Annotated in this window: 20 protein-coding genes; 10 read left to right on the top strand and 10 right to left on the bottom strand. The window is 52.1% G+C overall.

From position 1 onward, the window contains the following. Positions 1–229: 229 nt before the first annotated feature. Positions 230–1,132, bottom strand: coding sequence for a DMT family transporter (locus tag AV656_RS15750; RefSeq protein ID WP_063183846.1), 903 nt, complete (start codon positions 1,130–1,132; stop codon positions 230–232). A gap of 129 nt (positions 1,133–1,261) precedes the next feature. Here AV656_RS15750 and AV656_RS15745 point away from each other — a divergent pair, with 129 nt between their 5' ends. Further along, complete coding sequence (locus AV656_RS15745; protein ID WP_063183844.1) at positions 1,262–1,990, top strand: MgtC/SapB family protein; 729 nt, start codon at positions 1,262–1,264, stop codon at positions 1,988–1,990. A 13-nt stretch (positions 1,991–2,003) separates the two neighbouring features. Beyond that, a complete protein-coding gene (locus tag AV656_RS15740) occupies positions 2,004–3,005 on the top strand; it encodes a cation diffusion facilitator family transporter (RefSeq protein WP_063183841.1) in 1,002 nt (333 codons plus the stop codon). A 52-nt stretch (positions 3,006–3,057) separates the two neighbouring features. On the opposite strand, the gene AV656_RS15735 is transcribed toward AV656_RS15740, so the two are convergent. Further along, the gene (locus AV656_RS15735; protein WP_063183839.1) at positions 3,058–4,227 is read right to left on the bottom strand and encodes an iron-containing alcohol dehydrogenase; all 1,170 of its coding nucleotides are present in this window, start codon (positions 4,225–4,227) and stop codon (positions 3,058–3,060) included. 122 nt (positions 4,228–4,349) lie between these two features. Between AV656_RS15735 and AV656_RS15730 the strand changes: the two genes are divergently transcribed. Continuing rightward, complete coding sequence (locus AV656_RS15730; protein WP_063183837.1) at positions 4,350–4,622, top strand: DUF378 domain-containing protein; 273 nt, start codon at positions 4,350–4,352, stop codon at positions 4,620–4,622. Positions 4,623–4,666: 44 nt separating this feature from the next. Here AV656_RS15730 and AV656_RS15725 read toward each other — a convergent pair whose 3' ends face one another. The 3 genes from AV656_RS15725 to pruA form a co-directional block, all read right to left on the bottom strand. Then, a complete protein-coding gene (locus AV656_RS15725; RefSeq protein ID WP_063183835.1) occupies positions 4,667–5,911 on the bottom strand; it encodes a Glu/Leu/Phe/Val family dehydrogenase in 1,245 nt (414 codons plus the stop codon). Positions 5,912–6,013: 102 nt separating this feature from the next. After that, the gene (locus tag AV656_RS15720) at positions 6,014–7,207 is read right to left on the bottom strand and encodes an ornithine--oxo-acid transaminase (RefSeq protein ID WP_063183832.1); all 1,194 of its coding nucleotides are present in this window, start codon (positions 7,205–7,207) and stop codon (positions 6,014–6,016) included. A gap of 85 nt (positions 7,208–7,292) precedes the next feature. After that, on the bottom strand, positions 7,293–8,837 hold the full coding sequence (gene pruA / locus AV656_RS15715) for an L-glutamate gamma-semialdehyde dehydrogenase (RefSeq protein WP_063183830.1): 1,545 nt from the start codon (positions 8,835–8,837) through the stop codon (positions 7,293–7,295). A gap of 143 nt (positions 8,838–8,980) precedes the next feature. Between pruA and AV656_RS15710 the strand changes: the two genes are divergently transcribed. Continuing rightward, a complete protein-coding gene (locus tag AV656_RS15710) occupies positions 8,981–10,294 on the top strand; it encodes a sigma 54-interacting transcriptional regulator (RefSeq protein WP_063183828.1) in 1,314 nt (437 codons plus the stop codon). A 74-nt stretch (positions 10,295–10,368) separates the two neighbouring features. Here AV656_RS15710 and yugI read toward each other — a convergent pair whose 3' ends face one another. Both yugI and AV656_RS15700 read right to left on the bottom strand, forming a co-directional pair. Beyond that, complete coding sequence (gene yugI, locus AV656_RS15705) at positions 10,369–10,740, bottom strand: S1 domain-containing post-transcriptional regulator GSP13 (protein ID WP_063183826.1); 372 nt, start codon at positions 10,738–10,740, stop codon at positions 10,369–10,371. A gap of 95 nt (positions 10,741–10,835) precedes the next feature. Then, a complete protein-coding gene (locus AV656_RS15700; protein ID WP_063183824.1) occupies positions 10,836–12,914 on the bottom strand; it encodes a hypothetical protein in 2,079 nt (692 codons plus the stop codon). Positions 12,915–13,064: 150 nt separating this feature from the next. On the opposite strand from AV656_RS15700, the gene AV656_RS15695 reads away from it, so the two are divergent. After that, on the top strand, positions 13,065–14,393 hold the full coding sequence (locus tag AV656_RS15695; protein WP_063183821.1) for a sodium-dependent transporter: 1,329 nt from the start codon (positions 13,065–13,067) through the stop codon (positions 14,391–14,393). A 49-nt stretch (positions 14,394–14,442) separates the two neighbouring features. Here the strand turns inward: AV656_RS15695 and AV656_RS15690 are convergent, their stop codons facing one another. From AV656_RS15690 to AV656_RS15680, 3 genes are all read right to left on the bottom strand, one after another. Further along, complete coding sequence (locus tag AV656_RS15690; RefSeq protein WP_063183819.1) at positions 14,443–14,703, bottom strand: DUF1871 family protein; 261 nt, start codon at positions 14,701–14,703, stop codon at positions 14,443–14,445. Between the two features lie 174 nt (positions 14,704–14,877). Continuing rightward, on the bottom strand, positions 14,878–15,090 hold the full coding sequence (locus tag AV656_RS15685; protein WP_063183817.1) for a hypothetical protein: 213 nt from the start codon (positions 15,088–15,090) through the stop codon (positions 14,878–14,880). A gap of 38 nt (positions 15,091–15,128) precedes the next feature. Continuing rightward, positions 15,129–15,719, bottom strand: coding sequence for a peptidylprolyl isomerase (locus tag AV656_RS15680; RefSeq protein WP_063183815.1), 591 nt, complete (start codon positions 15,717–15,719; stop codon positions 15,129–15,131). Between the two features lie 166 nt (positions 15,720–15,885). On the opposite strand from AV656_RS15680, the gene AV656_RS15675 reads away from it, so the two are divergent. From AV656_RS15675 to AV656_RS15655, 5 genes are all read left to right on the top strand, one after another. Further along, on the top strand, positions 15,886–17,118 hold the full coding sequence (locus tag AV656_RS15675) for an MFS transporter (RefSeq protein ID WP_063183814.1): 1,233 nt from the start codon (positions 15,886–15,888) through the stop codon (positions 17,116–17,118). A 250-nt stretch (positions 17,119–17,368) separates the two neighbouring features. Continuing rightward, positions 17,369–19,786, top strand: a complete 2,418-nt coding sequence (locus AV656_RS15670) for a Na+/H+ antiporter subunit A (protein ID WP_156484895.1) — start codon at positions 17,369–17,371, stop codon at positions 19,784–19,786. Further along, on the top strand, positions 19,773–20,195 hold the full coding sequence (locus tag AV656_RS15665; protein ID WP_063183811.1) for a Na(+)/H(+) antiporter subunit B: 423 nt from the start codon (positions 19,773–19,775) through the stop codon (positions 20,193–20,195). Before AV656_RS15670 ends, AV656_RS15665 begins: the two co-directional genes overlap by 14 nt. A gap of 1 nt (position 20,196) precedes the next feature. After that, positions 20,197–20,538, top strand: a complete 342-nt coding sequence (locus tag AV656_RS15660; protein ID WP_063183809.1) for a Na(+)/H(+) antiporter subunit C — start codon at positions 20,197–20,199, stop codon at positions 20,536–20,538. After that, a complete protein-coding gene (locus tag AV656_RS15655) occupies positions 20,531–22,012 on the top strand; it encodes a Na+/H+ antiporter subunit D (RefSeq protein WP_063183807.1) in 1,482 nt (493 codons plus the stop codon). The genes AV656_RS15660 and AV656_RS15655 overlap by 8 nt, the downstream gene beginning before the upstream one ends. Positions 22,013–22,017: the final 5 nt, after the last annotated feature.

The raw sequence follows: 22,017 nt of genomic DNA, 5'->3' as shown, positions 1-22,017 counted from the left end.
ATATCATTTGTTCCGTTTCCCCGACGGGGGTCGGGTTCCGGGAACTCATTTCATCAGCGTTTTGCTGTTCAGTTTTCAAGGTTCATTGTGTTCATCGCGTGTTGCCTCTCGGCTGTTGGCGACTTTACTATCTTAACACCCTCTCTCAGGAGTGTCAAGAAGTTTTTTTAGGCCGCTTGGCCCGTCCCTTAAGGACAAGAACTACTATACATGATAGGGCCGGCGGAAATCAACCCCTTTTCCCAAGAAAGAGTTTTCTGATTTTCCGCCCGTCCAAAACAAACAATGTAATCCCGGCCAGGACGATGAGTCCGCCCACGATCTGTGTAGGGATCAGAGTCTCGTTAAAGATGTAGTATGCCAGCACTGCCGCGCCTACAGGCTCAAACAGGATGGCAATTGAAATGACGTTTGTACTCACATAGCGAAGTGACCAGTTAAACAGGGTATGTCCAAACAGGTTTGGCAGAATGGCAAGCATCGCAAACCAAAACCAGTCCATCGCCGGATAAGGGCCGAACCGCTCGCCGGCGGCAATCACATAGAAGAATATTGCAATCGTGCTTACGCTGTAAACGATAAATGTATAGGTAATGAGGGAAATCCTCTTCCTGACATCCTGGCCGAACAACAGATATCCGGTAATCAGTGCACAGGCAGCCAGTGCCAGCATATCCCCGAAAAACGCTTCCCCACCCAGACGGAAGTCCCCCCAACTGATGAGGACACTTCCGCCGATGGCAATCAGTCCGGAGAGGATGGTCTTTAACGTAAGCTTCTCTTTAAAGAACAGGTATGTCCCTGCAAAGGCAAAGATCGGCTGAAGTGTCACGAGGACAGTCGAACTTGCCACCGATGTGTAATTCAGTGATTCAAACCATAGAATAAAATGAAACGCCAGAAAGACGCCTGCAATTACTGAAAAAAGCCAGTCTCTCTTGGAAATCAGCTTCACTTCATGTCTGTACTTAAGCAAAAAGGCCGGTGCCATAACAAGAACTGAAAACAGCATCCTGTAAAATGCGGTCACTCCTGAATCAGCAGAAACCAGCTTCACGAAAATGGCGGAGAAAGCCAGCGTGATGACACCGACCATGATCGGAATATATGGATGAATTGGAGGTTTGTCCACTTGCACATCTTCTCTCTTATATATAAAAGTCTTTCCCGGCGTTTCGCGCCAGCCCGGGAAGTGAATACAGATTATAGCCTAACAGAATTGGCGCCGTCTGCCCATAGTTGACGGAAAAGGGGGAATCCTATGGATTACTTGTTCGATACACGGTTGATTGAGACCGGTGTCCTTTTCAAGTTGGGCTTTTCAGGGTTGCTCAGTCTGGTCATCGGAATTGAGCGTGAGCTGAAGCGCAAGCCGGTCGGTCTGAAAACAAGCGTGGTCATCGCCACGTTCAGCTGTCTTCTGACAATCATCTCAATCGAGACTGCATACTCCACCCCGCCGCGCGACGACATCAATATCACGATGGACCCGCTCCGGCTCGCCGCTCAGATCGTCAGCGGCATCGGTTTTCTCGGAGCGGGAGTCATACTGAAGCGGGGCAATGATAACATCACCGGCCTTACTACGGCAGCAATGATTTGGGGAGCCGCAGGCATCGGAATTGCAGTAGGTGCGGGATTCTACATTGAAGCGGCCGTAGCTGTCGCAATCGTCATGATTGGCGTGGAGTTCCTCCCTCCCCTCATGAATATTGTGGGGCCAAAAAGACTTCGGGTAAAGGAATACACCCTTGTCACGGTTGTATCAGGGAGGGAAAATATCGAGGAACTCATCCGCTGCCTGGGGACACATGGCGCCGATCCGGAAAACATCAGGATGAAGATGATAAATGATGAAGGGCAACTCCCCGGCAGTCATGAAGTGGAGCTAAGGTTGTCCGTGCAGCCGAAAGTGAACTCATCCGAAATTTATGCCTGGCTGCATGAGCTTGACTACATCAGAGACGCAGAACTGACCGCAACACAATAACCGGAGGTGCACAATGAAAGAATTCTGGACGCTATTGAAGCAGGGAAATAAGCCTTCTCTTCTCGCGGCTGTCGTCAATACCTTTATCGCACTTATGAAAGGTGCAGGCTTTCTATTTACCGGTAATGTGGCACTCTTTGCCGAGACCATGCACTCGTTCGGAGACGCCGCCAACCAGTATTTCGTCTATGTCGGTTCAGCCCTATCGAAGAAAGCGCCGACCCGGCGCTTTCCGAATGGATTCGGGCGAATCGTCAACCTCGTCTGCCTGTTTGCAGTAGTCATCGTAGGCATCATGGCTTACGAGACAATCAAAGAAGGATGGCACCATATCTTCCATCCGTCGGAATCCAGCGGCTTCTGGATCAGTTTCACCATTCTCCTGATTGCCACTCTTCTTGAATTTTTCGTTCTGTATAAGGCGGGCAAGGAAATTCTGCATGATGCCGGCATCAAGGGCGGCCCGCTTGCACCGGTCACTTCCAGCTTCGCCAACCTGAAATATGCCCGTCCCGCGACAAAGCTGGTCTTCATGGAAGACACCGTTGCAACGGCAGGCGGTCTGCTTGCCCTCATTGCGGTAGTATTGGCGAAACTCTTCGGACTTAACTGGACTGAGGGTGTCGCCTCTGTCCTGATCGGTGCCATGATGTTCTACGTGGTCGGCATTATCTTCCTCGAAAATGCCCGCGGAGCAATCGGGGAGACGGACGAAGAGATGCTGAACCATATCGCTTTCCTTCTCGCGGAGGATAAGGATGTCCGGGACCTTCAAAAAGTGGAGGTCATTAAGGAAGGAGAATCCCTTCACGTCGAAGTCGTTGCCGAAATTGACAAGACGCTCTCTTTCGAGAAAGTCGACGATATTCGTGACAGGCTGCTCGATCTGATCGCAAGCCAGCGGAATGTTGCAGATGTCACCATCTCATTTGACGAGGACGATGGCATTAAGACCTGGAAACGTGATGGCCTTGGCAACAGGCCGACACCAGAAGACCTTGGAAAATTGCACTAAGAATATAAAAAGTTGCCGGTTCTGCAGAACCGGCAACTTTTTTATCTCTGTATTACAGGCTGTTATTCAGAATAGATTCTACTTCTTCCTTCTCGAGAGCAGCGAATTGGCCTACCGGAGCACCTGAATAGGATTTTTCCGCCATCAGGCTGATATTCTTGTCATCGATTCCGTAATCGGCAAGACGCTCCGGCGCTCCGATGGACGACCAGAAACTGCGGAGCCGGCTGACACCTTCAAGCGCAATTTCCTCGGTTGTTTTCCCTTCCGGATCAACGCCAAACACATTGACAGCCAGCTGTGCAAAGCGCTCCGGCCGGGTACCCTTGCGGATATTGTACTTCATCCATTCCGGGAACAGGATCGCAAGTCCGCCGGCATGGGGGATATCATAGATTGCAGAAACCGCATGCTCGATATTATGCGTTCCCCAGTCTCCCCTGTAGCCCATCTCCAGGAACTTGTTGAGCGCGATTGTTCCTGCGAACATAATAGTCCCGCGGAGTTCTGTATTCTCCATATCCTCCATCAGTTTCGGTGCCGTCCGGATAATTGCCCTCAGCACACCTTCGCACATTTCATCCTGCACGGGTGTATTGACCGCATTGTTGAAATACTGTTCAAAGATGTGGGACATCATATCCACGATGCCGTAGACGGTCTGATCTTTCGGAACGCTTGTTGTGTAGGCAGGGTCCAATATGGAGAACTTCGGGAAATTCTGGGGGCCGCCCCAACCGTACTTTTCCTGTGTTTCTTCATTTGTAATGACGGATCCGGCATTCATCTCGGAACCTGTCGCAGCAATAGTGAGGACCGTGCCAATCGGCAACGCTTCTTCAGGGATCGCTTTTCTCGTGACGAGATCCCATGCATCACCGTCATATTTTGCAGCAGTTGCAATCAGTTTGGAGCAGTCGATGACAGATCCCCCGCCTACTGCAAGGACGATATCGATCCCCTGCTCTTTACAGATGGCGGCACCCTTTTCGGCAGTTGTCACACGAGGGTTCGGTTCCACACCGGACAATTCGTGAACCTCGGCACCAATCTCCCCCAGTTCTCGCATGACATCATCATAAACTCCGTTCCGCTTGATGCTGCCTCCGCCGTATACAAGCAGGACCTTCTTGCCATACAGCGGCAATTCAGTTTTAAGTTTCTCGATCTGGCCTTCGCCGAAAATCAGTTTGGTCGGGTTTTGAAATGTGAATGAGTTCATTTCCTCGCCTCCTCCGGTATATTTTCTCATGAAGAACAGATGTTTTCCATTGTTCCGTCATCTTCCAGGCGCATAATCTTCGGGCCATGCGTCTATCCTATGGGTTGAGGAGGTGGCCTTATATGGAAGCTTTCCGCAAGATCGCTCTTGCCCTTACCATCATCGGTGCCCTTAACTGGGGCCTGGTATCGCTGTTCGATTTCGATGCCGTTGCAACGCTGGCCGGTGGCAGAGATACCATCATGGCCCGCATCATCTATGGAATCGTCGCAATCGCCGGCCTGGTGAGTCTCAGCTACCTGTTCAGGGATGAACCGGAACGGCACCATCGGATTGAGCGTGACGATTACGAATGGCAGACACGACCGCCTGCAGGGATGATGGAAGAGAAATGACAAAAGGACCGTCCCCTTTACGGGGACGGTCCTGACTTGTTACCTCACGCCCAGCCGCGGAAACGGGCAGCTTCAGCGGTTCTGCGGATGCCGACCATGTATGCAGCGAGACGCATATCAATGTTGCGGGATTTGGCTGTGTTATAGACATTTTCAAATGCCTCGGTCATCTTCTGGTAAAGCTTCTCATGGACCTCTTCTTCCGTCCAGTAGTAGCCCTGGTTGTTCTGGACCCATTCGAAGTAGGAGACGGTGACGCCGCCTGCACTTGCAAGAACATCCGGAACGAGGAAGATTCCGCGCTCGGTCATGATCTTTGTTGCTTCTGATGTGGAAGCACCGTTGGCCGCTTCAACGACGATTTTTGCTTTGATGTCGTGTGCATTGCCTTCATGGAGTTGGTTTTCAAGTGCTGCAGGAACGAGAATATCACAGTCCAGCTGGAACATTTCATCGTTCGTAATCGTGTCTTCGAACAGAGTCGTCACCGTACCGAAGCTGTCCCGGCGGTCCAGAAGATAGTCGATATCCAGGCCATCAGGGTTATGAAGTGCTCCGTACGCATCCGAAATTGCGATGACTTTTGCACCGGCGTCGTGGAGGAACTTGGACAGGTAGCTTCCGGCGTTGCCGAAGCCCTGGATGATGACGCGTGCGCCTTCGACTTCGATGCCGATGCGCTTTGCAGCTTCGCGGATCGAGATGATGACGCCTTCCGCAGTTGCACGGTCACGTCCCTGTGAACCGCCGAGGACGATCGGCTTGCCCGTGATGAAGCCCGGGGAGTTGAATTCGTCGATCCGGCTGTATTCATCCATCATCCAAGCCATGATCTGTGCGTTGGTCATGACGTCAGGCGCAGGAATATCCTTTGCAGGACCCATCACCTGGCTGAGCGCACGGACATATCCGCGGCTCAGGCGCTCGAGTTCTCCCATGGACATTTCACGGGGATCACAGATGATGCCGCCCTTGCCGCCGCCATATGGCAGGTCAACAATACCGGCCTTCATCGTCATCCACATTGCCAGCGCTCGGACTTCATCAGCCGACACGCCCGGATGGAAACGCACGCCGCCCTTTGTCGGACCGACTGCATCGTTGTGCTGTGCACGGTAACCCGTGAAAACTTTTACTTTTCCGTCGTCCATGCGGATCGGAATCCTGACTTCGGTCATACGGATCGGCTCTTTCAGCAGATCGTACATGCCTTCATCGTAGCCCAATTTATCCAATGCTTCATGGATCACTTTTTGTGTGGAGGTAACAAGATTTGTGTTCTCGCTCATGGTATTGATTCGCCTCTTTAAATCATATTAGTTGCTCGGCAATATTGTAACATAGTTCACCGGTTCGATGTCGACTTAAGTTCACAATTCATACACAGTCGATTATGCCGCAAATACCTCGCGGATTTTGCCGAGAGCCCAGTCAATTTCTTCTTTCGAGATAATGAGCGGAGGAGCAAAGCGGATGACCGTGTCATGTGTCTCTTTGCAGAGAAGGCCAAGCTCTTTCAGCTTCTCGCAATAAGGACGCGCTTCGTTATGCAGCTCGAGGCCGATAAAGAGTCCGCGGCCCCTTACTTCCTTGATATCCGTGTTGTCGATTTTGCTCAGTTCTTCCATGAAGTATTCACCGAGTTCAAGAGCTTTTTCCGCCAGGTTCTCTTCTTCAAGCACCTCAAGGGAAGCGATCGAGACTGCGCAGGCCATCGGATTTCCACCGAATGTGGAGCCGTGGGAACCCGGATTGAATACGCCGAGGACATCCTTGTCTGCAGCCACGCAGGAAATTGGGAATACTCCGCCGCCGAGAGCCTTGCCGAGAATATACATGTCCGGGTCAACATCTTCCCATTCACAAGCGAACATTTTGCCTGTCCGTGCCAGCCCCGCCTGAATTTCATCTGCGATGAAGAGGACGTTGTTTTCACGGCAGAATTCGCGTGCCTCTTTAAGGAAACCTTCACGCGGAATGATGATGCCTGCCTCGCCCTGAATCGGCTCGAGAATAATTGCGGCGGTATTGCCGTTGACAGCGCCTTTAAGTGCTTCGAGATCACCGTAATCGATATGGACGATGCCCGGCAGCATCGGACCGAAGCCGCGCTGATATTCAGGATCGGATGACATGGATACAGCAGTCATCGTACGGCCGTGGAAGTTGCCGTTGCAGACGATGATTTCAGCCTTGCCCTCTTCAACGCCTTTCACATCATAAGCCCAGCGGCGCGCCGCCTTGAAAGCAGTTTCGACTGCTTCTGCTCCCGTGTTCATCGGCAGGACCATTCCCTTGCCGGTGAGACTGCTGACTTTCTCATACCATGGAGCCAGCTGGTCATTGTGGAACGCACGCGACGTCAGCGTTACCTTGTCTGCCTGGTCCTTCAGCGCCTGGATGATTTTCGGGTGGCGGTGGCCTTGGTTCACTGCGGAATAAGCAGAAAGCATATCCATATACTTGTTTCCTTCAGGATCCTTTACCCAAACCCCTTCTGCTTCGGAAATGACGATCGGCAGCGGATTATAGTTTCTCGCACCATACTTGTCCGTCTGTTCAATGATCTGCTGTGTCTTTGTCATCCTTCTCATCCTCCCTCATATAAAAGGCGGACTCACACTGAGCGGTCCGCCATGAATAGTTAATAGTATAGACCTTTTTCGTTGATCAGTGCATCTCGGAAACGGTTTTCGCCTGCATATGAAGCGCAAGGTAGTCAGGTCCGCCCGCTTTCGAGTCGGTTCCGGACATGTTGAATCCGCCGAATGGCTGGTAGCCGACAACTGCAGCCGTGCAGCCTCGGTTGAAATAGAGGTTTCCGACGTGGAAGTCTTCGCGCGCCTTTTCAAGATGGAAACGGTTATTGGAGATCACCGCACCTGTCAGGCCATAGTCGGTGTTGTTGGCAATATCGATCGCTTCGTCAAAGTCTTTCGCTTTTGTGAAGGCGACAACCGGCCCGAAGATTTCTTCCTTCATGATGCGGGCTTCCGGATCGACATCTGCGAAGATTGTCGGGTTGACGAAGTAACCTTTGGAATCGTCACCTGTACCGCCATGAACAAGACGCCCTTCATTCTTGCCGATTTCGACATAGTCGAGAATCTTGTCATACGACGCTTGGTCGATGACAGGCCCCATGAAGTTGTTGTAGTCTTCCGGGTCTCCGACTGTAAGTTCTTTAGTCAGCTCAGCTACACGATCCAGCACCTGGTCATAGACGTCGCTCACGATTACTGCGCGCGAACATGCCGAACATTTCTGGCCGCTGAAGCCGAATGCGGATTTGACGATCGACTGTGCAGCCAGTTCGAGGTCTGCATCGCTATCAACGACAATCGTGTCCTTGCCGCCCATTTCCGCGATGACCCGCTTGAGCCAGATCTGTCCTTCCTGGACTTTTGCAGCGCGCTCGAAGATGCGTACGCCAACGTCACGGGAACCTGTGAAGCTGATGAAGCGTGTTTTTGGATGATCGACGAGATAATCACCGATATCACGGCTGGATCCCGGCACAAAGTTGATGACGCCCGCAGGGAGGCCTGCCTGTTCCATAAGTTCTACAAACTTATAGGCGATAACGGATGTATTGGATGCAGGCTTCAGGAGAACCGTATTCCCCGTAACCGCAGCGGCAACTGCCGTACCCGCCATGATGGCGAATGCGAAGTTCCAAGGAGAGATGACGACGCCGACTCCAAGCGGGATGTAGTTGAATCGGTTGTCTTCGCCCGGACGCTGTGCGATCGGAACACCGTCTTTCATGGCGATCATCTGACGGCCGTAATATTCGAGGAAGTCGATTCCTTCAGCCACATCAGCATCCGCCTCAGGCCAAGGCTTGCCTGCTTCCTTGGACAGGAGCGCCGAAAGCTCGAACTTGCGGCGGCGTGCAATCGCTGCTGCACGGAAAAGGATATCCGCGCGGACTTCAGGATTCACTTTGCGCCAGGTTTTGAATGTCTCTTGTGCAACCTGCATGGCTTGTTCCGCATGATCCTGGGTAGCCTTCGATACATATCCGATGATTTCTTCACGGTTGGAAGGGTTGAAGTTTTCCATTTTATCATCGGTATAGATGCGTTCTCCCCCGATGATGAGCGGAATCTCCTGACCGAGGTACTCTTTGACTACGTTGAATCCCTGCTCGTATGCACGTCGGTTCTCTTCATTCGTGAAGTCTGTAAGTGGCTCGTGTTTGTAAGGAATCAATTGAACTCCTCCTCCTGGTTATAATCGAGACGCTAAAAATATTTGCGCTCTTTTCATTTCACACTTATAATAATGCAAAAGATCATTGCGAATTTCAAGTCTAATCATTTGAAAAACGCAAAAAACTATTTTTGAGGTGGACCATGGCTATCGAAAAAGACGCGCTATGGCCCTTCTACGAATTCGCCGTGGAGCATGCCGCACTTGGCATCCACGCCGTTGACATGAATGGAAGGACCGTCATCTACAACGAAAAAATGAAACAGATCGAGGGACTTGACCTCGACGACCTTGCTGACCGGAGCGTGCTGGATATGTTCAGGTTCGGCCAGGAGGAAAGCACGATCATGAAAGTCATCAGGAGCGGGGAACCGGTACGGAATGTAAAGCAGACCTACTGGAACCGGAACGGACAGGAAATCACAACCGTCAATGACACCTATCCGGTCGTCGGGCCGGATGGGATGATCGGAGCGGTGGAGCTGGCCCGGGACGTGACCACGCTTGAGAAGTTTGTTCATCAGCCGCTCCGGACCTACGATGAGACCATTACGTTCTCTTCCATCACAGCTGAAAGCGAGGCGATGAAATCTGTGGTCGCCACCGCAAAAAAAGCTGCAGATGCGCATCTGCCTGTTTTACTGACCGGGGAAACAGGCACAGGTAAGGATCTTCTGGCCGGAGCCATGCACAGCAGTTCGGCAAATGCCGGAAGCCCGTACTATACGCTCTTTTGTCCGGGGCTCGACTCCGCCGACATCCACCGTATCCTGAAAGCGATCAGTAAAGATAAAACCTGTACGGTCTTCTGTGACCGGATTGATCTCATGCCGGTAAAGCTGCAGGAAGAACTGCTCAAGGAACTGGAATCACTCGGTGATGACTCCAGGCAGTTTATTGCAAGCATTGGCGGAGATGCATTCGATCTGATTGCAAACGGATCGTTATTGAAGGGACTTTACTATTTCTTCTCGTCCATCACCATTTATATCCCGCCGCTCAGAAAGCGGATGGACGACCTGTGGCCGTTCATCGATGATTACCTGGAGCGCCACCGCCAGCGTTTCGGTTCAGCGGTAAAGGGCCTCTCCCCCTTGGTTCGGGAGACGTTCGATTCCTATACGTGGCCGGGTAACCTGAAGGAGGTCGAACTGCTTCTGGAAGAGATCACTTCCCTTTTGACGACGGAGACCGAGATCACCCAGGAGTTGCTGCCCCACCACTTCAAACTGAAGGTGCAGGAGGAATTCTCCCCTGCCAAGCGTCCTCAGGACTTCGTCATGAGTGAAGGGCAGGAGTTTCTTCCATTGGACGTTTACCTGCGCGAAGCGGAAGATTATTATTTGTCCAAAGTGATGAATGTGTTTGAAGGGAATGTCACGAAAGCTGCACATGCACTCGGCATGAGCCGCCAGAATCTCCAGTACCATCTGAAGAAGATCCGCAACGGCCAATAAATGAAGGGGCCGTCTTTACGAAAAAAAAGCAAGGAAGCCGCCGGTTGCTGCCGGTTAGGCTTCCTTGCTTTTTGTTATTGGCCGGACTGGCGAATCCAGTCCTGGAGTTTGTCGCGGAGCGTGTTGAATCCGTCCGGTTCACGCTCATCGATGCGGTCCTGGAGGGATTTTCTCGGGCGATCCTCGCGGCGTGTCTGCGGACGTTCCTGAAGAGCGCGGAGCGAGAGGCTGATCTTGCCTGCCTCCTCATCGACGTCGAGCACTTTCACCTGTACTTCTTCCCCGACCGTCAGGTAATCATTGACGTCCTTAACGAAACCATAAGTGATTTCGGAAATGTGGACGAGGCCTTGTGTATCCTTGTCCAGGGCGATAAATGCCCCGTATGGCTGAATGCCGGCAACCTTTCCGGTTACGACATCTCCCGTCTGATAATTGCTTGCCATAAATACCGCTCCCAATCGCTTTGATTTACGAATCTGCCATTTGGCCATTGCAAATTATACCATACGGGAGTGCTTACGGCAAAAAGCGGTCGGGATTACGGGGCGTCCTGGCGGTCTACCAGCCAGAGGCCTTCAGGAGTGTAAGTCAGCCAAATCTGCTTCTGTTCGAAACCGGAGAATGGCTGGACATTGACTGGGGCTCTAACACCGGTTTCGTGAGGCACGACCTCGTATTCAGAAAATGAGAGGTGTACTTCTTCAAGCGCTTCTGTCTTTACTGTTTTCAACAACTTAGTGATATAAGCCGGGTTTCCGTCTGAAGCAAGTATTTCCATCATGTTTAAATCTTCTCTGTCAGCCGCCAATAATGCGAGTGCAGCCACCATAACCGGAGTGCTGTCCAATAGCAATGACCGATCGCCAGCAGCCGTCAGGTCCCGATACAAAGTTTCCGTCCTTACCCGAAAATCAGAGTTTCCGAAAGAACCATCCAGAAAAACATGATCGTCTATTTCTGAATATCGGTCATGCCCTTCACGCGCACCTTTCAGTGCAGATTGATAACTTGCTGTTACCAGCAGATCATAAGATTTCGACCGCTTCCATCCGGTCTTTTCCATCTCGGCCACGACCGGCGCCAATAATTTCCCGGAAGGAGACTCGGGCCGTCCGGCCAGTCGCTTCCAGAGCTCCCTCCGTTCCGCCAAAACTTTTCCGTCTTCTCCGAACACCCTGCCGCTCTCGCCTCCAAACACGAATTCCCCAAAATACCGAACAGCCAATTCTTCCGGCATTCTCCACTGATCACTTGTCTTCCTATCACCGGCCAGCTCTTCCAGTTTGATCAGTGTTTCTTCCAGTACAACCGGCTCTTGATCAGAAATTTTCTGCAGAGGCACCCTTTCTGCCACCCTTACTACCCTTGCTACCGACTCTTCAAGTCCATCCGCATGTTCTCCAAGGGTCGGCAGTTTTTCGGGAATCACATATACATGATCACCAAAGCGAATGATTTCTTCCGACAAATCGTAGCCTTCTTGCTCCATCAGCTGCAGAGCGTGCCGGAGGGATTCGGGATATTCATCGGCATTGGCGAGGAAGCCTTCTTTATCAAATTTCTCGCCATGAATTGCAGCCTCTATAAAATTCATGTGTTCCATTAATCGGTTTGAGAAGATCATCGCCAATTCCTGTTTCCGCATTTCAAATACGCGTATATATTCCCTGCTTTTTAGTTGATCATTATTAATCGGCTGTTCACTGAGCTGCATGGCCATCTCGGAAGGAAGGTCAAACACATCCAAGATTTCAGCCAGCTCCTCGTTCGCCTCCTTCTTTGTCGGTGCTTGACCTTTCTGTACGGCACGGTCAAGTCGTGAGATGAACAGCCTGAATTCCGACTTTCCTTCCTGAATCGTTATCAGATCCATCATATCCATGTCTTGCGCACCGATTTTTTCCTGGAACCTTTCTTTCTCTTCATCAAATCGGGTCTCCAGCTTCTTGACGTATGCGGCATCAACCGGCCCAGCCTGTACCGGGAGGATGAATGCTGCGGCGATCAGGAATCCGACTGCGGCAAGAAGCCCGGCCCCTGCCGCCCACCACCGTACACTCTTTGGTCCGTCTTTTTCTTGTTCAGCCAAAGCCAAAGTCGCCGGCTGATCGACCACGGGTTCCGGATATCGGATCCGGCCATAGGCACGACGCAGCAGACTGAGCTGCCGGTCAAGATCCCAATCCGGATCAGCTTCTGTGAGTATCCGTTCCCCCGTCTCCGCTGCCGTCCGTACCTCATCGGCCGTCAGCCGGCACACGGAACCCGCTTCTGCAGGATTGAAATCATGAAGCCTCATCAGGATAAACGGCAGTCTGATTCGGGCAGGAAGATCCCGAATTTCCCGATGAAGCTGATGGTCTTCTTCAAACCGGAAAAGATCCTCAGGTTCCTCCCCGTCAGGAGTACCTGCAATTATTCTTGCGGCCGTCCTGAACAAGATGACTTGGGGATTTGCTCCGTCAGTCAGTTCTTCCGTTGCCTCCCCGATTGCCCGCTCTGCGATCTCCCCTACCCTCTCATGCGGCACCCCTGCCTGGTGAAGAAAGCGGCGGACAATTCCCCCGAAAGATTCCGCCAATTCATGCTCCCCGTAGTCTTTTTCTTCTTCCCCCATTCCACACATCCTTTTCTTGTTTCTTCCTTTATTATATCAAATTTGCCTAATATTGAATTTTGTATTTTCAATTAGTGATATGGTCGTACTTTCTTTTTGGACAACTTGTTGTACAATGGGGGAATCAGTTTTCGGAGGGATCAGCTATTTATGTCAAATCGAGAAAATTGGACTTCCAAGATCGGCTTCATCCTGGCGGCGGCAGGCAGTGCCATCGGGCTCGGCGCCATCTGGAAGTTCCCATATATGGCGGGTACGAATGGCGGCAGCATCTTCATTTTGCTCTTCATTCTCAGCACCTTCCTGATCGGCCTTCCGATCCTGATTGCGGAGTTTCTGATCGGCCGGCGCGGCCAGGCGGACGTGGTCACGACCTTCCGCCGGCTGGCACCCGGCACGGCATGGCCGATTTTCGGTTTTCTTGGCTTCGCCTTGTCCATTATCGTTCTTTCCTTCTACAGCGTAGTCGGGGGCTGGATCCTTTCTTACCTGATCCGCTCAGCCGCTTACCTATTGGGAGGCGGAGCTCCTCAGGACTTCGGAGCTCTTTTTGATTCGATTATCGCCAGACCGGGTGAGGCACTCCTCGCTCAGGCCGTCTTCATGTTCCTGACCATCTGGATTGTCTCGCGGGGCATCAAGGGAGGCATTGAGCGCGCGAGCAAGTGGATGATGCCGATGCTGTTCGTCTTCTTCATCATCCTGGCCGTCCGCTCTCTCACTCTGGACGGTGCGATGGAAGGGATCCGCTTCATGTTTGTGCCGGACTTCTCATACCTGAACGGCGAGACGGCCCTGCTGGCACTGGGACAGGCTTTCTTCTCGCTGAGTGTCGGGATCGGCAGCATGATCACGTATGCATCTTATTTGCCGAAAGATGAGAACCTGATGAAATCAGGCTGGAGCGTGACAGTGCTGAACATCGTCATCTCCATCCTCGCGGGTCTTGTCATCTTCCCTGCCGTCTTCGCTTTCGGAGGGTCCCCCGCGGAAGGTCCCGGCCTAGTCTTTGTAATCCTGCCGGCCATCTTCGAATCAATGCCGTTTGGCTTCCTGTTTATGCTTCTGTTCTTTATCCTGATGCTGTTCGCCACTTTGACTTCAAGCATTTCGATGCTGGAGATCACCGTTTCGATCGGGATCCGGAACAAGTATGAACGGCGTAAAGGCGCAGCCTTCCTTTACGGCCTGATTGTATTTCTTGTCGGCATCCCAAGTGCGTTGTCATTTGGCATCCTGTCGGACGTGAAAATATTCGGCCTTTCGTTCTTCGATCTGGCAGACACGATTGTCTCCAAGTTCGGCATGCCGATCGGGGCATTCCTCATCTCCCTGTTCGCAGGTTACTATCTGTCCCGCCAGATTACCGAAGAAGAACTGGGCAGCTCAGGTTTCCAGGCGTCCGCCTGGCGCTTCCTCGTCCGCTATGTATGCCCGCTCGCCATCGTATTGATATTCATCTCCACCATTTGGGGATGAGGAAATACAATGAAATGAAAAAAACCGCCGTGAATGGCGGTTTTTTTATTTATAACGGACATCCTGCCCCGTATTTCAGGGCAATCAGTTTATAGGAGATCTCCATGCAGGCCTCATGCGGAATCCAAAGTTCAAAGGAGTGCTCATAGATCAGACGAATCCGCTCCGCCAGTTCAGACGGGTGGACGGCTTCATGAAGAGCTGCGATGACGTCGGCAATCTCGGTTTCGTAGGCTCCCTGTCCCTGATTGAACGGGTCCCACCGATCGAGAAGATCCGCCGCAAAATGATTAATTTCGATGGTATCCAACAGTACTCACCTATTTTTCAGTTCTTTGAATGATTATTAGCTATAATAGCACAGCCATAAAAAAAAGAAAGGGAGAAATTTTGGCTCCATTGGCGAACCCGCCTGCCGATAATTTGTTTCCCGGGAAATAGGACTTTAAATTTATCCATCATATAAAAATAAAAACAGCCGGCCTCATTGAGAGGGCGGCTGTTTTGCGTTCCGTTCGGCCAGAATGCGCTGCTCGAGTTCATGCGTCGCTTTTTCCTGCTCGGCGGATTTCTTTCTGATCCACCGGAAAGCCAGGTAGCAGAGGAACATGCAGACGAGCAATGACGCTACTGCCGGGATATACAGGGTCTTGTCTTCCGGAAAATAGAGGAACGGCATGAGAAGAACCGCTTCCATGATGATTCACTTCCTTGATGTGGATTCCGGGTGCAGGGTTACTTTTTAAGAATTTCAATCGACTGGATGACGACATCCTCAACAGGCTTGTCTTGAGCGCCTGTTTTAACGCCGGCAATCTCATCGACAACGTCCAGGCCTTCGACCACTTGGCCAAATACGGTATGGCGCTGGTCAAGCCAAGGCGTACCGCCTTTTTCTGCATAAGCCTCAATGATTTCTTTCGGGAAGCCTGCTCCCTCAAGCTGGCCGAGCATCTGAGAAGGGACATTCTTCGCCTGGACAATAAAGAACTGGCTGCCGTTCGTACCCGGGCCTGCATTTGCCATCGAGAGCGCGCCTCGGAGGTTGAACAGCTCCGGCGAGAACTCATCTTCGAAAGTGGAGCCGTAGATGCTCTCCCCGCCCATGCCGGTTCCTGTCGGGTCGCCGCCCTGGATCATGAAATCCGGAATGATGCGGTGGAAGATGATCCCGTCGTAATAGCCGTTCTCGGCGTGTGTGAGGAAGTTCTCGACCGTCTTCGGTGCCTGTTCAGGAAACAGCTTTACCTTGATCGGGCCATGGTTTGTATGAATGATCGCGAGTGCTTCGTTTTCTGCAGCTTCGTTCACCAGTTGAGGAAACATCGTATCTCTCCTTTTCTCCAGGTGCCGGGCGGCACGGGAGTATCAGTATCTTCATAAGTGTAACATACTGACCGGAAGGAAAACGATGAATAAGTCATGACACTTTTTTCGGGTTACGAAATGCTTTATAATGGGGATACTACGAAATAAAAAGGACGTTCGATAGATGTCTATACAAAAACGGAACTTTATCATCATCCTGGTGACCAACTTTCTGGTCGCCGGTACGATGACCATGATCATGCCGTTCCTGTCCCTTTACATCGACACATTCGGCAATCACTCCGATGCGTTTGTATCGAAGTGGGCAGGTCTCATCTTCGGCGCAACATTCGTATCGGCATTTATCATGTCGCCAATCTGGGGGCGGATCGGCGACAAATACGGCTTCAAGCCGATTCTCCTGATCAACGCATTCGGCATATCCGCGTTCATGTTCATGATGGGGTTTGTCGACGATGTGTACACATTCTTCTTTCTTCGCCTGGCAATGGGCGTTGTGACCGGCTTCATCCCGACTTCCCTTGCCTTTGTCAGTGCCCAGACCGCAAAAGCCGAAGCCGGCAAGACGCTCGGCACCCTGCAGATGGGGAGCGTATCCGGCACCCTCTTCGGCCCCGCCCTCGGAGGCCTGCTGGCGGACTCATTCGGATTTGAACTCGCCTTCATCATCTCTTCGGCGGCCATCTTCATCGCTGCCCTGATCGTGGCATTCGGAATCAAGGAACAGAAAAAAGAAAAAAAGAACCGCGATCATGTCTATTCCAGGAACACCATCGTCCGTTCCATTCTCAATCACCGGCTGATGCTGAACGTCATGATCATCACTGCACTGATCCAGATCGGGAACTTCAGCATCCAGCCGCTTCTTTCCCTCTATGTTGCGGAACTCACGGAAGCCGACCAAGTGGCATTTCTGGCAGGCCTCACGTTCAGCGCCGCAGGTGTCGGAAACCTTCTCTTCGCAAGAAAATGGGGGCAGCTCGGGGATAACTATGGGTATGAGCGGATACTGACGGTGCTATTGCTGCTGACGTTTGTATTTATGATCCCACAGGCACTTGTCACAAATCTTTGGCAGCTGATTATTCTGCGTCTCCTGTTCGGCATTTCGATCGGCGGACTCATTCCGGTCACCACTGCCCTGATCCGTAGGGAAGCGCCAGTGGATATACAGGGTGAGGTGCTCGGCTACAATACCAGCTTCCGCTTTTTCGGGAACATCATCGGTCCGATGTTCGGAGGAATCGTAAGCGGCTTTATTGGCATTTCGTCCGTCTTTTACGTAACGGCCGCCCTTTTCCTGATTGCCGTTGTCTCCCTGCACTTTACGCGAAAGCGCCCTTCAGAGGATTTCGAGGATGTGCTCGAGCGGCAGGAAATGCTTCACCCGCACTGAGACACTCCGCTTCAACACACAAAAGATGGATACAGAAAAAGTGCGCGGCTTCTGCCGGGCACTTTTTCGTGATGTTCATAAAGTTTTCATCATGGATTTTTTCCTGCTATTTTTAAATAGGAAGATCTCCTGCATCCATTGCAGAAACGACGGCGGGTACCAGTTTTCTTCAATGCAACCGCTTTACAATTGAGTTATAATGAGTCCTGTTACCCATCAACATAAACAAGTTTTGAAAGGAGGATCCTTCTTGATATCCGTGCTGCTGTTATTCGCACCGGTCGTGGCCGCTCTGTTCGTCCCGCTTTTGGCCAGCCGGCTGCGCGGAATTCATACCGGATGGTTCGTGCTCGCTGTTCCGGTATTGCTGTTCATTTATTATCTGGGCTTCCTGCCCCAAGTGAAAGACGGCGGGGTACATATCGGGGAGCTGTCATGGATTCCGTCATACGGTATTTCACTCACTTCCTACATAGACGGCCTCAGCCTTCTGTTCTCCCTCCTCATTACAGGAATCGGGGCCCTGGTCGTTCTCTATTCAATCTTTTATTTGGATAAGACGAAAGAGCGGCTTGGCAACTTCTATGTTTACCTGCTCATGTTCATGACAGCGATGCTCGGTGTCGTGCAGTCAGACAACATGATCGCCCTCTACGGCTTCTGGGAGCTGACATCGATTTCGTCGTTCCTGCTCATCGGATATTGGTACACCAGGGACGGCTCCAGATTTGGTGCGCTCAAGTCGATGATGATCACCGTATTCGGTGGCCTCATGATGCTCGGGGGCTTCGTTCTTCTTTACATCATGGGGGGGACGTTCTCGGTTCGCGAACTCGCGTCAATGGCCCCTGAATTGGCAGAACATTCTCTTTTCACCTGGGCACTGGTGCTCCTCTTGCTGGGGGCATTCACCAAGTCAGCCCAGTTCCCGTTCTACATCTGGCTTCCGGACGCGATGGAAGCGCCTACTCCGGTCAGTGCGTATCTCCACTCCGCGACCATGGTCAAAGCGGGACTCTATCTCGTTGCACGCTTTACACCGATTTTCGCGGCATCCGAAATCTGGGTGTGGCTGGTCACTTCGATCGGGGTTCTCACCCTGTTCTGGGGGTCCTTCTTTGCTGTGAAGCAAACTGACCTGAAAGGGATCCTTGCCTTTTCGACTGTCAGCCAGCTCGGGCTGATTATGTCCCTCCTCGGTGCTTCCGCTGCGGCATTCCATGTAGAAGGCGCTGCCGAAACGATGTTCAAGTATGCCGGCTTCGCCGCGATTTTCCATCTGGTGAACCACGCCGCATTCAAAGGCAGCCTGTTCATGGTCGCCGGAATTGTCGATCATGAGACCGGTACGCGTGACATCCGCAAACTTGGAGGTCTCATGGCACTGATGCCGGTCACGTTCACCATCGCGCTGATCGGTTCCCTGTCGATGGCGGGCCTTCCGCCATTTGGAGGTTTCCTCAGTAAGGAACTGTTCCTGACGGGAATGCTGAGCCTGGGAGAACTGGACCTGTTTGCCCCTGCTTCCTGGGGAACTGTGCTTCTCATAGTTGCATGGATCGCAAGTGTGTTCACGTTCATATACAGCTTCTATTTTGTGTTCCGCACGTTCACAGGGAAACACAAACCGGATCTGCTGCCAAAATCGGCACATGAAGCACCTGCCGGGATGCTCATCTCCCCTGCAGTGCTCGGTCTGATTGTTGTTGCGATCTTCTTCGTTCCCAACTTCATCGGAGACTGGATCGTCAAGCCTGCGGTTGCAGCCGTGCAGCCATTTATGTACGGATCCCCGGCTGATGTCGATGTCCATGTAGCCGCATGGCATGGACATGTCACTCCTGAATTGATGATGACGATCGGCATTGTCATCACCGGACTGGTCCTGTATTGGCTCTTGCCGAAGTGGCAGGGCGGCTACCGGGCTTTCCCTGAATACCTGACACTCAACAAGCTGTATGATTCATCGATGATTTTCGCGGAGAGCGGTATGAACCGGCTATCCCGTTCGTACATGAACGGACTGATCAGGAGCTATCTGATCTATATGTTTGCCGGAATTGTGATTATTGTCCTCGGATCAATGTTCGTAAAAGATGCCTTTGCCGTCTCGTTCGAAGGGACAGCGCCAATCGGCCCGGCCGAAATCGGACTGCTCACAGTGCTTGTCGGCTCAGTGCTGACCACACTCGTGGCCAGGAAGCGTCTTACAGCGATACTGGCCCTGGGGGCAGCAGGCTATGTGGTCGCTCTCCTGTTCGTCATCTTCAAGGCGCCTGACCTTGCGTTGACTCAATTGGTCATCGAGACGGTCTCTGTCGCCCTTTACCTGCTGGCGTTCTACCACTTGCCGAAACTGAGCCGGCATGATGAGAAGCGTAAATTCCGTGTCGGCAATGCGATCATTGCGGCGGGAGTCGGCCTGATGATGGCTCTCCTGGCCATGTCGGCAGCTTCGCAGAAAGCCCTGCCTTCCATCTCGCAGTTTTACAAAGACACTGTCTATTCGGAAGCAGGCGGCGGTAATATCGTCAACGTTATCCTTGTTGATTACCGGGGCTTTGATACGCTGTTTGAAATCGCCGTACTGTCAATTGCCGCGATCGGAATTCTTGGCATGATCAAACTCCGCCTGACCAGAAAGGGGGATCAGCATGAGAAGCAGTGATGTCATCATCCAGACAACCACCAAGGTCGTCTTTTACATCATTTTCCTCTTCGCCATCCACATTTTCTTTGCCGGACACTATACGCCCGGCGGAGGCTTTGTCGGCGGGCTGCTGACGGCCTCGGCCATCGTCCTCCTGCTGCTGGCCTTCGATATCCGGACTGTTAAGAAGGCATTGCCGATCAACTATACGGTGCTTATTGCAACCGGTCTGGTTCTGGCACTCGGGACGGCTTCAGCATCAATTCTGTTCAACGTCCCTTTCTTCACGCATGCCTATGATTACTTTACTCTGCCGCTATTCGGGGAGACTTCCCTTCATTCGGCGATGCTGTTTGATCTTGGTGTCTATCTGGTCGTCGTCGGCGCGACGATGAACATCATTCTTTCGATTGGAAGTGATGACTAAAATGGAAATTCTCATGTCGGTCATCATCGGTTTTCTCTTTATGGCAGCCGTCTACCTGATTCTCTCCCGAAGCCTCATCAGGGTCGTCATCGGGACAGGGCTGCTGAGCCACGGTGCCCACCTTCTCATTCTGACGATGGGCGGTTTCTCAGGGTCTGCTCCTCCCGTGCTGGAAGACAGCGTGACGGATTTCGTCGACCCGCTGCCGCAGGCACTGATCCTGACGGCAATCGTCATCAGCTTCGGGGTAACGGCAGTGTTTCTGGTCATGGCCTACCGTGCCTATCAGGAACTCGAGACGGACAATATGACTCTACTGAAAGGAAATGACGAACATGATTAACCTCCTGTTATTTCCGGTCCTGATCCCGTTCCTGACGGCAATGATCCTTATGTTCTTCCCTAAACGGGTGTCTGCCCAGCGGACAGTGACAGTTATCGGGATGATTGCGTCAGTAATCTCATCGGCTATCCTCCTTTACACGGTCATGCGGGATGGTGTCCAAGCCGTGACGCTCGGCAGCTGGCCTGCCCCGTTCGGTATCACGATGGTGTCGGATCCCCTATCCGCCGGTCTTGTCCTGACTTCTAATCTGATCACTCTTGCGATCGTATTCTATAGTTTCAGGTCCATCGGCGCAGGACGGGAAAAGCACTTCTACTACCCGGCGATGATGTTCATGCTCACAGGTGTGAACGGGGCTTTCACGACGGGCGATATCTTCAACTTATTCGTATTTTTTGAAGTCCTGCTCATGGCGTCTTATGTCCTGATCGTTCTCGGCGGCGAGAAGCGCCAGCTCCGGGAATCGATCAAATACATACTCGTCAACATCGTGTCATCCGCTTTCTTCGTAACAACCGTTGCCATGCTGTACTCCGTTACCGGAACGCTCAACATGGCCGACATTGCTGCGAAAGTGTCCGAAATCGGGCAATCCGGCATCCTGACGGTCATCGCGGTCATGCTCATACTGGTCTTCGGGCTGAAGGGCGCAATTTTCCCGCTGTACTTCTGGCTGCCAAGCTCCTATGCCGCCCCGCCGGTACCGGTTCTTGCCCTTTTTGGGGCACTCCTGACCAAAGTCGGCGTCTACGCCATCATGCGCACTGTGACTCTCCTGTTCCCTCATGACCCCGGGTTCACCCATGAGATGCTCATGATCCTGTCCATCCTCACAGTTGTGGCCGGCTGTATTGGAGCTCTTGCCTACTTTGACCTGAAACAGATTGTCATCTATAACATCATCATCGCCGTCGGAGTCATCCTGTTCGGTGTCTCACAAATGAACATGGCGGGACTGGAAGGCGCTGTCTTCTACCTGATCCACGACATGTTCATCAAAGCCGGCCTATTCATGCTCATCGGGGTGATCATTGCCATCACCGGAACTTCAAATCTCCGTGAAATGGGTGGTCTGCTGAAAACTTATCCCGCACTGGCCTGGACCTGGCTGGTTGCCGCTTTCGGTCTTGCAGGGATTCCGCCGCTGAGCGGATTCTTTGGAAAACTGCTGATCACCCAGGGCGCATTTGAAGCAGGCAATCTCTGGGGTGGCATCATTATCCTTGCTTCGAGCCTGATTGTCCTGCTGTCTGTCATCCGGATCTTCATCCACGCCTTCTGGGGCGAGCCGAAGCCGGTCAAAGGAACGAGCAAACAGATTTACCGCGGCCTCTTCGTGCCTGCCGCCCTGATTACAGCTCTGACCGTCTTCTATGGTGTCGGAACGGAATGGCTGCGTCCGGTCATGTTCGATGCCGCGGAAATCCTCCACCAGCCATCGATCTATATCGATGCGGTGTTAAAGGAGTAGATGGA

Origin of the sequence: Bhargavaea cecembensis (assembly GCF_001619585.1) — a bacterium.
Classification (GTDB): domain Bacteria; phylum Bacillota; class Bacilli; order Bacillales_A; family Planococcaceae; genus Bhargavaea; species Bhargavaea cecembensis_A.
This window is presented reverse-complemented; position numbering and strand designations above follow the sequence as displayed.